This is a genomic window from Streptomyces sp. NPDC057486 (genome assembly GCF_042802415.1).
GTDB classification, from domain to species: Bacteria; Actinomycetota; Actinomycetes; order Streptomycetales; family Streptomycetaceae; genus Streptomyces; species Streptomyces yanii.
This window is the reverse complement of record NZ_JBHVEE010000011.1, coordinates 64,312-76,801: the sequence shown is the minus strand read 5'-3', so window position 1 is coordinate 76,801 and position 12,490 is coordinate 64,312. Positions and strand designations below refer to the sequence as shown.

The window sequence follows — 12,490 nt, the reverse complement described above, 5'->3', positions numbered from 1 at the left end:
ATCAGGCCCCTTCGACACCGACATGCGTGCGGTGGTGACGAGGAGCATCGATCTCGTCGAGCAGGGCGATCGCGAAGTCGTCGTGGGAGATGCGACTGGCCATGTTGACGTCTGAAGTGGAGTAGCGGCCAGAGCCCACCCCGGCATGATCGAAGTCACCAGCCGGGCTGATGATCAGCCAGTCCAGAGAAGTCGCCGAGGAACGCAGCACAGCTGTCCCGGCCGCGTGACCGAGACAGACGGGCCGGTATTCCTGCGGAAAACCGGGAGTATCCATCAAAGGCGTCCCCTCACTGGTCTCCAGTGTTGCCGCCAGGCCGACAGCGACCAACCGGCCCACCCCCGCTCGTGCCAGCCCATCGAGGAGAGCGCGAGCGGCGGCTGTGAAGAAGACGTCCGGCTGAGCGCCGGCATCATAGGCGGCCATGATCACGGCGTCATGCCCGGCCGCGAGATCGGCGACAGCGTCTGCGTCAGTGACATCACCGCTCACCAGACGGACTCCCGCGCCTTCCATGTCCGGGTGCCTGGAGGCGTTCCGGACGACTGCGGTGACGTGGTGCCCCCGGCGGAGTGCCTCGCTGACAGCCGCCCGTCCGACTCGCCCGCCTGCACCGAAAACAAGGACCTTGCCCATGGATTACCTCGCTCGCGCCTCAAGAAGATCTGTCCGCTGACATGCCCGAGCAAGGTAGCCACATTCATGGTTTCCTCCTGGATACCGCACTACGGTGGCGCTGTGACCAAGCCCCTGGACCCAGAGATGTTCGATCCGCTCTGCCCCTCTGACCTGGTGCCGTTCCGAGTGGGAGACAAATGGGCCGGGATGATCATCCAGTGCCTTGAGGACGGCCCCCGCCGGTTCTCCGAGCTACGGGTCCCACTGCGGAACATCACATCCAAGGTGCTCACACAGTCCCTCCGGGCGCTGGAACGTGACGGCTTCCTCGTCCGAACCGTTCATGCAGGACCCGTCCGCCACGTCGAGTACGAACTCACGTCGCTCGGCCGGAGTCTCCTTGACCCGCTCAACGCGGCACGCGCCTGGGCAGAGGCACATCTGGACGAGCTCATCGACGCCCACGAAGCGCACCACCCACCGGCCGAGCCAGCCAACACGCCCCCTCACTCAAGGCCAGACACCTCATCTTGACCGAGACGGAATCTCCAGAAGCGTCTCACTCAACTTGAGGCACCCCAGGTCAGAGCATCAACCTGCCTCAACCTCAGCGAGACCGGACAGGACAGTTGTCCCTTGAGCAGGCCAACCGTCACCGCTCGGCTTGGCGGACTCCCGTGCAGGTGAGGACTGTGCTGGTGCCATCGGCAAGGAAGAGCATGAAGGCCCACGTCCGGTCCGATGAGAAGATGCAGCCGATCCTGACCTGAGCGGCTTCGAGCCGGGTGAGGACGTCGACGGTGGAGAAGCGCCGCTCCGGCGGGTTCGCAGGCCGTGGTCCGGCCGCCCGGCATCGCGGCGAGTTCCGCCCGGTCCGTCTGTCGCCCTCTCGCGTGCTGCCCCGCTGCCCGCTCAGTCGTCGAAACGGAGCTCAGATCGGGTCCAGAGTGTGAGGTCGCTGCTGGTGTCGACCGCCGGGTCCGGCCGGAGGGAGAGAATCCGGCTGCGCGGAGTTCCGACTACTCGGAGTGGAAAATGTGCCACCACGTCCCTCCTGCCAGTCCTTTGTGGGACCCGCCGTCGGCGGAGAGGATGACACGGTCGTGGGGCCAGACGGCGCTGACGACGTCCGGTTCTCTCGCGCAGCGGCCCACGTCGACTCGAAACCGGTCGGTTGTTGTCCGGGGGGGAGCAGCGACGGTGCCGGGGGGAAGAGGCCGACCACCTGAAACCCTGCAACGTCACGCAGCAACACCGCGTTCCGCAGGAAGAGCCAGGCCAGGGGTACGGAGCCGGCGTTCCCGTGCGGCGGTCAGCCGAGCCAGCGGCCGTCGCGCATGAGGTCTCGTCCCTGCAGCTCGTTCGCCTCCCGCCAGGCCCGGATGCGCCGCGGCCGGATCAGGAAGTACTGATAGGGCTCATCGAGTCCGCGCGGGTCGAAGCCTGTCTTGGCGGCGAACGCGTCACCCGTCTCCGGCGCAAGGTCGGCGATGTCCACCGGCTCGGCGATACCGTCGACGACGACGACGTCGCGCGTCGGCCCGATGCCGAGCCGCACCCGGCCGTCCGCGAGCAGGTTGCGGCCGGTGACCGAGGCACGCGGGGTCGAGATGAGGAACGCGGTCCCCTCCCAGAGGTAGGAGAGCGGGATGAGGTGGACGCCCGGGGAGCCCTGCGTCGCGACCCAGAGGTCGACGTCGCTCTCCAGTCTCGCGCGAGTGTCCCGCAGCCTCTCCTCGAGCCCACGCGGCGGCGTGCCTGTCATGCTTCCTCCAGTCACATCGTGGATCTCCCTTCCTCCGAGGGAGGGGATCCGTCGGTCATCGGTCGGTCCGTCGAGGCCGCGGGCCTCACGGACGGTACGGCCTCCGACGCCCTGACGGCCTCGCACACACCGCCCGTCTCATGGGCCGGGTGGACACCCGGCGAACGCATCCGTACGACGGCGACAGCCCCCGGCCCCCGGCCCCCGGCCCCCGGCAGTGACGGATCAGGGCGTGGGTGCCGACGACGCGGCCTCCCAGGCGAACCCGTCCGGGTCGGTGAAAGACCCGGCATCGCTGCCGAGCATGAGCCGGTGCGATCCGGTGCCGTCGGCAGGAACGCCGACGTCCTTGGCGAGGGCGCGGCGCCCGTACAGCGCCAGCTTGACGGGACACGACGAAGCCGCGAACTCGACGTACTTGCGGCCGAAGCTCTTCGCCACGGCGAGGCCGCGGTCGACGTAGAACTGCTTGCTCGCCGCCACGTCCGCGGCTCCCAGCAGGAGCACGATCTGCTCGATCTCCCTGGTGGCCGGGCCGGTGTCCTTCCTCGCCGACGTGGCGACCTTCCAGATCGTCCCGTCCGGGGCCTGTACGACACCGCCGTAGCCCCAGAGCGACTTCGAGGCAGGCTTCAGCGGCGTGGCACCGGCGTCGAGGGCGGCGCCGATGAAGCCGTTGACGGTGGCCGGCTGGGACACCGTGAGCGACAGCGCGAACCCACGGAAGCCGGTCGTCGGCGCCTCCGAGGCCCGCAGGCGCAGCTGAGTGCCCAAACCGAAGGCGGTGTAGAAGCGGTTGGCGGCCGTGGGGTCGGCCACCTCGAGGGTGACGGATTCGATGGAGGTCATGTCCGTCACGCTAGTTGCGGCTCGACCGCCGGTGCTTCTCGATTCCTGACCGGTCTGGTCACCTGTTTCGTCACGCACGACGGCATGCCCGCCGCAGCGCCCGCCGCGCGGCGCCGGTAGACGCTGGGCGCCATGCCGACCAGCTCGGTGAAGCGGGTGCTGAAAGTGCCCAGCGATGAGCAGCCGACCGCGAAGCAGACCTCGGTGACGCTGAGGTCGCCGCGCCGCAGCAGCGCCGTCGCGCGCTCGATGCGACGCGTCATCAGATAGGCGTACGGCGACTCGCCGTAGGCGAGCCGGAACTGCCGGCTGAGGTGTCCGGCCGACATGTTCGCGCCGCGGGCAAGCACCTCGACGTTGAGCGGCTGCGCGTACTCCCGGTCGATCCGGTCGCGGACGCGGCGCAGTCGCGCGAGGTCGCTCAGGCGCTGCGCAGCGGTGAGTGCGCGCATCCACGCGGGATGACACATGAGAGAACTCCTTTCATCCATGTGTGCGAACACCTGGGTACAGGCTGAGGGTGGAGCGGACGGCGGCCAGGTGGGGGCCGGTGGTCGACTCGCCGGGACGTGGGAGCACCAAAGCGCCGACCGCCGCATTCTTCGCAGTGGTTGAGACGCCGGCCACCGGGAGCAGATCGGTTGTCGAACGGCTCAGCGAAGCTCTTGGATGCGGATCAGGTTGCCCGCGGGATCGCGGAAGGCGCAGTCGCGAACGCCGTAGGGCTGATCGGTCGGCTCCTGGACGACCTCGGCGTCGGCGGCCTGCACCTTCTCGAAGGTGCCGTCGAGGTCCCGGGTGGCCAGCAGGATCCAGCCGTAGGTGCCCTTGGCCATCATCTCGACGATGGTGCGGCGCTCGTCCTCGGTGACCCCGGGGTCGGCGGCCGGCGGCGCCAGGAGGATGGAAGTGCCGGGCTGATCGACGGGGCCGACCGTGATCCAGCGCATCTTGCCGTGTCCGACATCGCTGCGGACCTCGAAGCCGAGGGTGTCGCGGTAGAAGGTCAGAGCGGCGTCCGGGTCGTCATGCGGAAGGGAGGCCGTGTGAATGGTGATGTCCATGGCCGTCACGGTAGCTGCGGCTCGGTGCCCGACGCTTCTCGATTCCTGATCCGTCCTGCCACCTGTCGCACGCCTCCTGACGCCGCGTCACCCAGGTTTCCCGCGTGGGCAGTCACGAGCGGGCGCAGCGGGGTCGGGGCGCGCGACCCGGGCCGTCCGGCGCGGAGGCGCGGATGGGCGGAGACCGCGAGCCAAGGCGCCGGATGCGAGCGCGGGTGGTCGCGCTCGCGCCTTCCGGCCGTCGGAACGTGACACCGGAGACGGCAGGAGCCGAAGCGCGCTCCAGGGCGCGCGGATGTCACCGACCGCGCGGCTGGTTGAAGCGCAGCAGATTGCCGGCCGGGTCGCGGAAGGCACAGTCGCGGACGCCGTAGGGCTGGTCGACCGGCTCCTGGAGCACCTCGCCGCCCGCGGCCCGGATGCGCTCGAAAGTGGCGTCGCAGTCGTCGGTGGAGAAGATCACGCCGCGCAGCATGCCCTTGGCCAGCAGCTCGGCCATCACCCGCTTGTCGGCCGGCGAGGCGTTCGGGTTCGCGGCCGGAGGTTCGAGGACGATCTCCACGTCCGGCTGCGCGGGTGAGCCGACGGTCACCCAGCGCATCCCCTCGAACGCCACGTCGTTGCGTACCTCCAGGCCGAGAACGTCGCGGTAGAAGGCGAGCGCCTTGTCATGGTCGTCGACCGCGATGAAGCACTGGGAAAGCTTGATGTTCATGCCTTCGACGCTACGGGCGGGCGGCGGTTTCCGCTTCTCCGCTCCTGGCCGGCGCGTTCCTGACCGGTCGCGTATGGATCTTGGCGACACAGGCCGGGATGGCCGCGCCCTCGTCGTGGCTGCGGGCCCGGTACGCGCTCGGGCTCTCGCCGACCAGCTCGGTGAAGCGCGAGCTGAACGACCCCAGCGATGTACAGCCGACTGCGAAGCAGACCTCCGTCACGCTCAGGTCGCCCCGCCGCAGCAGTGCCTTGGCCCGCTCGACACGGCGCGTCATCAGGTAGCTGTACGGCGTCTCCCCGAAGGCGGCCCGGAAACTGCGGGAGAAGTGTCCGGGCGACATGAGGGCGACGCGCGCCAGCGCCGGGACGTCGAGGGGCTCCGCATAGTCGCGGTCCATCGTGTCCCGGGCGCGGCGCAGCCGTACGAGGTCCTCAAGCGTCACCGGGCCAGCTTAAGGCCGACAGGCCGGTGCGTCCGGGCCGTCCGGCGAAAAGGGGCCGCGGGCCCACGCCACCTCCGCAGCCGCCGCGGAGCTCGAGATGCTCCGCCTTGATCAGCGGCCCGGGCCGCACGCCGAACCGTCGCCAGGTGACCCAGCCGCATCGGCCCGCGACCCGCCACCGGCATGTGTCCCAGGTGTCGTAACGGGCCCGTCACGCGGAAGCCTGCGAGGCCCGAGCGGGAGCGCTTCTCCCCTAAGGGCTGTCCACCGCGACCCGGCCCGGCAGGACCGCCGACCGCCGTCCGCGGCACAGCGGCCCCGCCCGTCCCCGGCGTGCCCGGCCCGGCGCCGTCGCCGTTCCCGCATCTCGCGCGGGCGACTCGGTGCGGCACCGGGCATGGACATCGGATCAGGCGTCGAGCACGGCGATATCGACCTGGCTGAGGCGGCCCCGGTCCGCGATCACGTCGATCTCGGTGATCCCGTCCGCCGTCACCGTGAAGCCGAGCACCAGGGCCAGGCGGCCGAGCGGGGCCATGATGAGACCCACCGCGCCATCGACCAGCCCGGGCTGGGTGAACCGGGCCCGGCCCATGGCGGCCATCGCGCCCTGGGCGACGGTGCGGGCGCCGCGGACGACGATCGGTTCGGGGGTCGGCACGACCGCCGGGTCGGCACGGAGGACGACGTCCGGATGGAGCAGCCGGACCAGTGCGTCGAAGTCTCCGCCGCGGGTGGCAGCGAGGAAGGCGTCGACCACGTGACGCTGGCGGGCCAGGTCCGCTTCGGGCACCGGGGTGGCCCCCTTGACCCGGCGGCGGGCGCGGCTCGCAAGCTGTCTGGCCGCTGTGGGGGAACGCTCGATCATCGGGCCGATCTCGTCGAAGGGCACGGCGAACAGGTCGTGCAGCACAAAGGCGATTCGCTCGGCCGGCGTCAGTGTGTCGAGCACTACCAGGAGCGCCAGTCCGACCGAGTCCGCGAGCAGCGCCTCCTCCTCGGGGTCGCGCCCGTCCTCCCGGTCCACGCCGGTTTCGGGCACGAGCGCCGCGAGGGGATCCTCGCGGCGGGACTCGCGCGCCCGCAGCATGTTCAGACACACCCGTGCCGTCACCGTCGTCAGCCACCCGCTGAGGTTCTCGACGCCGCTGACGTCGGTGCGATGGAGGCGCAACCAGGTTTCCTGAACGGCGTCATCGGCCTCGCTCACCGAGCCGAGCATTCGGTACGCCACGGCTCGCAGACGGGTCCGGTCCCCCTCGAAACGCTCCGTCAGCCCTGAGTGCTCGTCCATCCGGTCACATTCCTTCCCCATGGCGGGTCATATCAACAGACCCGCAGAACCCCGCTGATTGTGTCCGGGAGATCGGCTCCCGGACGAACGAATTGGAGACGACCATGACCACCTCACCTCTTCTGGTCACCGGCGGCACGGGCACGCTCGGCCGCCTCGTCGTACCGCTCCTGCGGGACGCCGGGTGTCACGTACGGGTCCTCAGCCGGCACAGCCACAAGTCCGGGGACGGCGTCGAGTACGTGACCGGCGACCTGCTCAAGGACGAAGGCGTCGAGTCCGCGGTGGCCGGGGCCGGAACGGTCCTGCACCTCGCGGGCGGTCCCAAGGGAGACGACGAGGCGACCCGGAACCTGGTGCGGGCCGCATCGCGAGCCGGAGTCCAGCACCTCGTGTACATCTCGGTCATCGGGGCGGACCGGATGCCGATCGGCTACTTCAGGTCCAAGCTGGGCGCTGAGCAGGCCGTGGCCGACTCGGGCCTTCCCTGGACCACGCTGCGTGCCGCCCAGTTCAACAACCTGGTCCTGACCGTCGTGGAGAAGATGACGAAGCTGCCGGTGATACCGGTGCCCGGCGGACTCCGGTTCCAGCCGGTCGACGCGCGCGAGGTGGCGGCCCGGCTCGTGGAGCTGACGCTCGGCAAGCCGGCCGGCCTGGTGCCCGACCTGGCCGGGCCGAACGTGTACGGAGTGGCCGAACTGAGCCGCGGATATCTGCAGTTGCGCGGCAAGCACCGGCTGATGATGCCGGTCCGGGTGCCGGGGAAGGCCGGGCTCGCGTACCGGGCGGGCGAGAACCTGTCGCTCGGCAAGAGGACTTCCGTGGGTGCGCGGACCTGGGAGGACTTCCTGGCGGAGCAGGTGGGCTGACTCCCGGCGGACGCTCAGAGCGCCGTCGCGGCGAGGGCGGACAGGAGCGTGTCGATCCTCAGGCGCAGTTCGGGTGAGTGGGTGCCGCCGACGACCACGGACAGCACGTCGCTTCCGACCGTGTTCGTCAGCCGGACGCCCACCCTCGTCCTGAGTAATGTGTACGGAAATATCCTATTTCGGAGAGGGGTTCCCATGGATGACGACGCCACCCGCTCCGCAGGCGCGAGCGGAGGCGCACGGCCCGCGCCCCTCAGCCGGAGCAGCGTCGGCCAGGTGGTACCGAAGACCGCCGTGATCGCGGGCGGTGGAGCGCTGGCGGTCTGGGAGCCCGCCTTCACGCTCGGCGCCTACAACGTCATCTTCTACGACCAGATGCTCACCCTCTGGTCGGTGTCGACCGCCGTGATACTGACCGGCCTGTTGGTGCCCACGCGTCGGCAGCATCACGGCTGGGTGTACTGGTCCTGCCTGGCCCTGCCCACCGTGTGGCTCGTCATCGCCGCCATCGTGCCTCGCAGAGGCAGTTGGCCGGGAGAGACGCTCTTCCTGGCGGGCGGCATCATCAGCATCATCGGCACCCCGCTGCTGGCCTGGGTGCTGCTGCAGCTCCTGCTGTTCGGGGAGACGGAACTCACCGACCGCCAGCGCCGGACGGTCGTCGGTGTCGTCGTGATCGTCGGCGGACTGGCCTACGCCCTCGGCAAGTTCAACCACGTCTTTCTCACCTGCGGGGATTTCGACATCAGCGGCAACAGCGTTCCTTCCGGGTGCCGGCCGGGGCACGCCTCCCCGCTCGGCTGACGCCGCCACTGCACCCCGGGGACGCCCCCCTTGCCCGAGCCGGACGAGCCGGACGAGCCGGACCGGCCGGACGGGCCGCGCGGGGCCCCCGCCCTACCGGTCCCCCTCGATCCCCGACCTCAGCTGCACGAAGGCGAGTTCGGCCGCCCGCACCGCGTCCCCGTACACCTCGTCCGCGCTCTCCCCGGCATCGATCCGCCGCCAGTTCTCCAGCGCCAGGATCCGTTGCACGGCAATGATCTGCCCCGCCGCCAGCCGGTCCCGCATCCCGTCGCCCAGCGCACGCGCGAGCGCCGCCTCCGAGCGGCTCTGGTAGCCGTACATGCGGGCCACCAGCGACGGCGTCCCGTACAGCATCCGGTGGAACGCCAGCACCTCGGGCGCATCGCAGAGCCCCGTCACCGGGTCGCGCCGCTCCAGGCCGTCGAGGAGGTGGCGGTGCAGGGCGTCCAGCGGCGATTCGCCCTCCGGGCGGGCCGCGACCACCCGCGCCGCCTCGTCCTCGTGGTCGGCGAACCGGTGCAGTGCCAGGTCCTCCTTGGCCGGGAAGTACCGGAACAGCGTGGGCTTGGAGATGTCGGCGGCGGCCGCCACCTCCGCCACCGAGACCTTGTCGAAGCCCCTCTCCAGGAACATCGCGATCGCGGCATCGGAAACCGCCTGGTACGTCAGCTGCTTCTTCCGCTCCCGCAGGCTGATCAGCGGCTCGGCCGCGGTCCCGGGTCGGGCCTTCTCTCCGTTCATGACCACGAAGCGTACGCCCTTGACCTCAACCGGACTTGACGTCCGAGAGTGGGAGGACGGGCACCGGACGGCCGGCCGCCCGAACAAGGAGAGGCGTGATCCGCATGCGTGTGGCGCTGGTCAGGGAGCTGGGCGGTCCGGAGGTACTGGTTCCGGCCGAGCGGCCCGACCCGGTGGCGGGGCCCGACGAGGTGGTGATCGACGTGAGTGACGTTGACACGCTCTTCGTGGAGACCCAGATCCGGTCGGGCGCGTTCCGCGACTACTTCCCGGTCGTCCCGCCGTACGTGCCGGGCGGCGGGATCGCCGGCACGGTCCGTACGGTCGGCGCGGGCGTCGACGCGCGTTGGACCGGCCGCCGGGTCGTCGCCTCCCTCGGCTTCGCGGGCGGCTACGCCGAGCAGGCCGTGACCCCCGCGGACCACCTGGTACCGGTGCCCGACGGGCTCGGGCTGCGCGAGGCCGCCGCCCTGATCCACGACGGGGTGACCGCCGCCGCGCTGCTGGAGGCGACCGCCCCCGAACCCGGCGAACGCGTGCTGGTCCTCGGGGCCTCCGGCGGCATGGGCACCCTGCTCGTCCAGCTGGTGCACGCGGCCGGTGCGCACGTCGTCGCGGTGGCGCGAGGCAAGCGGAAGACGGAACTGGTACGGGAGCTGGGCGCCGATGACGTGGTCGACGGCGCGGACGCGGAGTGGGCGGAGCACGCCCGTGCGGCCCTGGAGAAGGCCGGCGGCCCTGCGGACGTGGTTCTGGACGGCGTCGGAGGCATGATGGGCGCGGCAGCTTTCGCGCTGGTCGCCGACGGCGGCCGCTTCTCCGCCCACGGGGCGCCGACCGGCACTTTCGCCAGGATCGATACCGAGGAGGCTGCGCGGCGCTCGGTCTCGCTGCGCTCCATCGCGGATGTGCAGCTGACGGACGCGGAGCACGTACGCCTGGCCGGACACGCACTGGCCGAGGCTGCGGCCGGGCGGCTGCGCCCGGTGATCGGGCAGGTCTACCCGTTGGAGCAGGCGGCGCAGGCGCATGCGGCGATCGAGGGGCGCGGTCTGCTCGGCAAGGTGCTGCTCAGCACGCGGAAGGCGTGACGGGCCGGGGATCCGGAAACGCCGCATCCATGCCCGCGCCCCTGCCCGGTCCGGGCTCCGCCCGCCCGGGCCGGCCCCGCAGCAGGACCTCGACCCCGTCCAGCACCCGATCCAGTCCGAATGCGAACTCGTCGTCCGGATCGTCCGGCGTGCCCAGCACCCCGGACGCCAGCAGCCGCGAGAGTGCCGGGTGCCTCGCGGGGTCGATCAGCCGGTCCAGTGTCCGCGCGTACCCGTTCATCACTTCCTGTGGTGAGACGCCCCGCGCCTCGACGGCGGCGGCGAGGTCCCCTCTCAGCAGCGCCTCGTTCCGCACGAAACCGGCGACGAGAAGGATCACGGAGACCCCCTCCCTCTCGCTGAGACCGGTGCCGTCGAGCGCCTGGAGGCCCTGCTCCCACCAGGCGAGACTGTTGGGGCTGGCCGGCGGACCCACGACCGGGATACGGAGCATCCACAGATTGCGGTGGAACACCTCGCGCTGCGCCCAGGCCCACTGCCGGAGCGCCTCCCGCCAGCCCGCGCCGCTCTCCAGCGCGGGCAGCGGGGGCGGCGGCCCCAGGGCCGCCTCCTGCATCAGGACGTAGAGCTCGTCCTTGGCCGATACATAGCGGTAGAGCGACATCGTCGAGGCGCCGAGATCCTTCGCGACCCGCCCCATCGAGACCGCGCCGAGCCCCTCGGACTCGGCCACCGCCACCGCGGCGTCCACGATGCGGGCCAGACTCAGGCCGGGCTTCGGTCCCTTGACCGGGCGCTCCCGCAACCCCCAGGCGGCTTCGATGCTGGCCGGCAGGCCCGTACCGCCCGACGAACCGTATGTTCCAGTCACCTGAACCACCTCCCGCGCCGCCCCCGGACCGCGGCCCCCGGGCCGGCGACGTCCCCCGCCCGGAGCGGAGATCCGCCCTTGGATCCATCCTAGGAGGGCATACGTGGCACGCGGTCAGAACACATCCGGGCACCAGGCGCGCCGCCCCGCCCGGAAGACCCGGTCCGCCACCGCCGCCGCGCCCGGCGTGAGTTCGTCGATCCGGCCCAGCGCCGCGAGCCGGAGTACCGATTCGTCGCCGAGGTAGAGCGTCCCCAGCTCCCGCACGTCCAGGGCCAGATCGGCGCTCTCCGCGGTCGGCGTGCAGGACGCGCCGTCCGGGGAGGCCTCCAGGCGGAAGCGGCCGCCGGCGAGGCCGGCCGGGTCGCGGACGTCCAGGGTCAGGGTGGCCGGGACGGCGTAGGTGCGCGCCTCCAGGGCTCGTACGACATCCAGGACCCGCACCCACATCCAGTCCGCCTGCGTGACGGTGCGGGCCGCGCGCGGGTCCGGGAGGAGGAGGGGGAGCAGGTCGTCGGGGGCACGGTAGCCGGAGCGGACCGTGGTGACCCAGTCGATCGAGCAGACGAAGTGCCACAGCGCCCGTTCCGCCGCCGGGGTCTCGGCGATCAGACCGACGACGGACGCCCGGTTCAGCGGCTGCTTCGCATCGCCCCACTTGTCGTCGGCGCGGTAGACGAGCAGGCCGTCGACCTCGCCGTCCGCGTTGCGGTACACCGCGTGGAACGGTTCCGTCCATGACCCCGGCACCGGCACGTCCTCGCCGGTGTTCAGCTGCCACCAGCGGTCTCCGCGACTGACCACGCCGTGCTGCCTGGCGCGCAGCCGGTCGTGCAGGGCGGGGCCGAGCTTGCGCACCTCGGCGCCGTCCACCAGGTCGATCCGGCCGCCGTCCGCCGCGGACGGGCCCGACCAGCGCGGGTCCAGGCCGGCCCGGGGGATGTCGATCTCCCACTCGGTGGTCCAGGTGGCCGGGCCGAACCCGTACCGCCCGTAGATCGGGTACTCCGCGGCGATCAGCGTCGCGACGACGTCGCCGCGCTCCTTCGCCGCCGCCAGGTCCGTGGCCATCATCCGGCTGAGCAGCCCGCGCCGGCGGTGCGTGGGCGACACCGTGACGTTGGTGACCGCGTCGGACGGCACCGTGGCGCCGCCGACGACCGTCAGCTCCTGCGCGAAGGACCGGAACGACGCCACGCACCGCCCGTCGTCGAACACCCCTTGGGTACGGGCCAGATCCGTGTGCGGGAGGCGGCTCGCGACCTCCCCGTCCGTCACCGTCGGCGGCCGCAGAAAGCCGGTGTTCACGGCGCTCAGCCAACTGGGGAACTCGGACGCGGTGACGGTACGGACCTCAGGACTCATGCGCCCCACGCTAGGCATACGGGACGGGGGA

At 71.1% G+C, this 12,490-nt stretch carries 16 protein-coding genes and 1 pseudogene; 4 read left to right on the top strand and 13 right to left on the bottom strand.

The window, feature by feature from the left end:
• Window position 1: 1 nt before the first annotated feature.
• A complete protein-coding gene (locus tag ACFU6I_RS08430; RefSeq protein ID WP_384363012.1) occupies window positions 2-637 on the bottom strand; it encodes an NAD(P)-dependent oxidoreductase in 636 nt (211 codons plus the stop codon).
• Between the two features lie 102 nt (window positions 638-739).
• Here ACFU6I_RS08430 and ACFU6I_RS08425 point away from each other — a divergent pair, with 102 nt between their 5' ends.
• The gene (locus ACFU6I_RS08425) at window positions 740-1,153 is read left to right on the top strand and encodes a winged helix-turn-helix transcriptional regulator (protein ID WP_384363010.1); all 414 of its coding nucleotides are present in this window, start codon (window positions 740-742) and stop codon (window positions 1,151-1,153) included.
• Window positions 1,154-1,531: 378 nt separating this feature from the next.
• Here the strand turns inward: ACFU6I_RS08425 and ACFU6I_RS08420 are convergent.
• The 8 genes and pseudogenes from ACFU6I_RS08420 to ACFU6I_RS08385 all read right to left on the bottom strand — a co-directional run.
• Window positions 1,532-1,749: pseudogene (locus ACFU6I_RS08420) on the bottom strand (hypothetical protein); the annotation flags it as partial.
• Window positions 1,750-1,931: 182 nt separating this feature from the next.
• Window positions 1,932-2,384 (bottom strand): pyridoxamine 5'-phosphate oxidase family protein, encoded by a 453-nt coding sequence (locus ACFU6I_RS08415; RefSeq protein ID WP_384363008.1) that lies wholly within the window; start codon window positions 2,382-2,384, stop codon window positions 1,932-1,934.
• A gap of 225 nt (window positions 2,385-2,609) precedes the next feature.
• A complete protein-coding gene (locus ACFU6I_RS08410) occupies window positions 2,610-3,233 on the bottom strand; it encodes a glyoxalase (protein ID WP_384363006.1) in 624 nt (207 codons plus the stop codon).
• Between the two features lie 5 nt (window positions 3,234-3,238).
• Complete coding sequence (locus ACFU6I_RS08405; RefSeq protein WP_384363004.1) at window positions 3,239-3,703, bottom strand: helix-turn-helix transcriptional regulator; 465 nt, start codon at window positions 3,701-3,703, stop codon at window positions 3,239-3,241.
• Window positions 3,704-3,886: 183 nt separating this feature from the next.
• Window positions 3,887-4,297 carry a VOC family protein gene (locus ACFU6I_RS08400; RefSeq protein ID WP_384363002.1) on the bottom strand — a complete coding sequence of 137 codons (411 nt, stop codon included), beginning with the start codon at window positions 4,295-4,297 and terminating at the stop codon, window positions 3,887-3,889.
• 298 nt (window positions 4,298-4,595) lie between these two features.
• The gene (locus tag ACFU6I_RS08395; RefSeq protein WP_345512391.1) at window positions 4,596-5,012 is read right to left on the bottom strand and encodes a VOC family protein; all 417 of its coding nucleotides are present in this window, start codon (window positions 5,010-5,012) and stop codon (window positions 4,596-4,598) included.
• A gap of 10 nt (window positions 5,013-5,022) precedes the next feature.
• Window positions 5,023-5,457 carry a helix-turn-helix domain-containing protein gene (locus ACFU6I_RS08390; protein ID WP_384363000.1) on the bottom strand — a complete coding sequence of 145 codons (435 nt, stop codon included), beginning with the start codon at window positions 5,455-5,457 and terminating at the stop codon, window positions 5,023-5,025.
• Between the two features lie 409 nt (window positions 5,458-5,866).
• On the bottom strand, window positions 5,867-6,751 hold the full coding sequence (locus tag ACFU6I_RS08385) for a sigma-70 family RNA polymerase sigma factor (protein ID WP_384362998.1): 885 nt from the start codon (window positions 6,749-6,751) through the stop codon (window positions 5,867-5,869).
• 104 nt (window positions 6,752-6,855) lie between these two features.
• Between ACFU6I_RS08385 and ACFU6I_RS08380 the strand changes: the two genes are divergently transcribed.
• On the top strand, window positions 6,856-7,623 hold the full coding sequence (locus ACFU6I_RS08380; protein WP_384362996.1) for an SDR family oxidoreductase: 768 nt from the start codon (window positions 6,856-6,858) through the stop codon (window positions 7,621-7,623).
• Between the two features lie 14 nt (window positions 7,624-7,637).
• Here ACFU6I_RS08380 and ACFU6I_RS08375 read toward each other — a convergent pair whose 3' ends face one another.
• Window positions 7,638-7,766: a hypothetical protein gene (locus tag ACFU6I_RS08375; RefSeq protein ID WP_384362994.1), complete on the bottom strand. Its 129-nt coding sequence runs from the start codon at window positions 7,764-7,766 to the stop codon at window positions 7,638-7,640.
• 52 nt (window positions 7,767-7,818) lie between these two features.
• On the opposite strand from ACFU6I_RS08375, the gene ACFU6I_RS08370 reads away from it, so the two are divergent.
• Window positions 7,819-8,427, top strand: coding sequence for a hypothetical protein (locus tag ACFU6I_RS08370; protein WP_384362992.1), 609 nt, complete (start codon window positions 7,819-7,821; stop codon window positions 8,425-8,427).
• A gap of 93 nt (window positions 8,428-8,520) precedes the next feature.
• Here the strand turns inward: ACFU6I_RS08370 and ACFU6I_RS08365 are convergent, their stop codons facing one another.
• On the bottom strand, window positions 8,521-9,171 hold the full coding sequence (locus tag ACFU6I_RS08365; RefSeq protein ID WP_384362990.1) for a TetR family transcriptional regulator: 651 nt from the start codon (window positions 9,169-9,171) through the stop codon (window positions 8,521-8,523).
• Between the two features lie 104 nt (window positions 9,172-9,275).
• On the opposite strand from ACFU6I_RS08365, the gene ACFU6I_RS08360 reads away from it, so the two are divergent.
• Window positions 9,276-10,262, top strand: coding sequence for a zinc-binding dehydrogenase (locus ACFU6I_RS08360; protein WP_384363086.1), 987 nt, complete (start codon window positions 9,276-9,278; stop codon window positions 10,260-10,262).
• Here ACFU6I_RS08360 and ACFU6I_RS08355 read toward each other — a convergent pair.
• Window positions 10,243-11,094, bottom strand: a complete 852-nt coding sequence (locus ACFU6I_RS08355; protein ID WP_384362988.1) for a TetR/AcrR family transcriptional regulator — start codon at window positions 11,092-11,094, stop codon at window positions 10,243-10,245. The two genes, ACFU6I_RS08360 and ACFU6I_RS08355, sit on opposite strands and share 20 nt — an antisense overlap.
• A 114-nt stretch (window positions 11,095-11,208) precedes the next feature.
• Window positions 11,209-12,459: a GNAT family N-acetyltransferase gene (locus ACFU6I_RS08350; protein ID WP_384362986.1), complete on the bottom strand. Its 1,251-nt coding sequence runs from the start codon at window positions 12,457-12,459 to the stop codon at window positions 11,209-11,211.
• Window positions 12,460-12,490 lie beyond the last annotated feature (31 nt).

Coding starts and splice junctions, on each gene's coding strand:
- ACFU6I_RS08380 (WP_384362996.1), top strand. CDS start 6,856: ATGACCACCTCACCTCTTCTGGTCACCGGCGGCACGGGCACGCTCGGC.
- ACFU6I_RS08385 (WP_384362998.1), bottom strand. CDS start 6,751: ATGGACGAGCACTCAGGGCTGACGGAGCGTTTCGAGGGGGACCGGACC.
- ACFU6I_RS08395 (WP_345512391.1), bottom strand. CDS start 5,012: ATGAACATCAAGCTTTCCCAGTGCTTCATCGCGGTCGACGACCATGAC.
- ACFU6I_RS08365 (WP_384362990.1), bottom strand. CDS start 9,171: ATGAACGGAGAGAAGGCCCGACCCGGGACCGCGGCCGAGCCGCTGATC.
- ACFU6I_RS08360 (WP_384363086.1), top strand. CDS start 9,276: ATGCGTGTGGCGCTGGTCAGGGAGCTGGGCGGTCCGGAGGTACTGGTT.
- ACFU6I_RS08415 (WP_384363008.1), bottom strand. CDS start 2,384: ATGACAGGCACGCCGCCGCGTGGGCTCGAGGAGAGGCTGCGGGACACT.
- ACFU6I_RS08405 (WP_384363004.1), bottom strand. CDS start 3,703: ATGTGTCATCCCGCGTGGATGCGCGCACTCACCGCTGCGCAGCGCCTG.
- ACFU6I_RS08400 (WP_384363002.1), bottom strand. CDS start 4,297: ATGGACATCACCATTCACACGGCCTCCCTTCCGCATGACGACCCGGAC.
- ACFU6I_RS08410 (WP_384363006.1), bottom strand. CDS start 3,233: ATGACCTCCATCGAATCCGTCACCCTCGAGGTGGCCGACCCCACGGCC.
- ACFU6I_RS08350 (WP_384362986.1), bottom strand. CDS start 12,459: ATGAGTCCTGAGGTCCGTACCGTCACCGCGTCCGAGTTCCCCAGTTGG.
- ACFU6I_RS08430 (WP_384363012.1), bottom strand. CDS start 637: ATGGGCAAGGTCCTTGTTTTCGGTGCAGGCGGGCGAGTCGGACGGGCG.
- ACFU6I_RS08370 (WP_384362992.1), top strand. CDS start 7,819: ATGGATGACGACGCCACCCGCTCCGCAGGCGCGAGCGGAGGCGCACGG.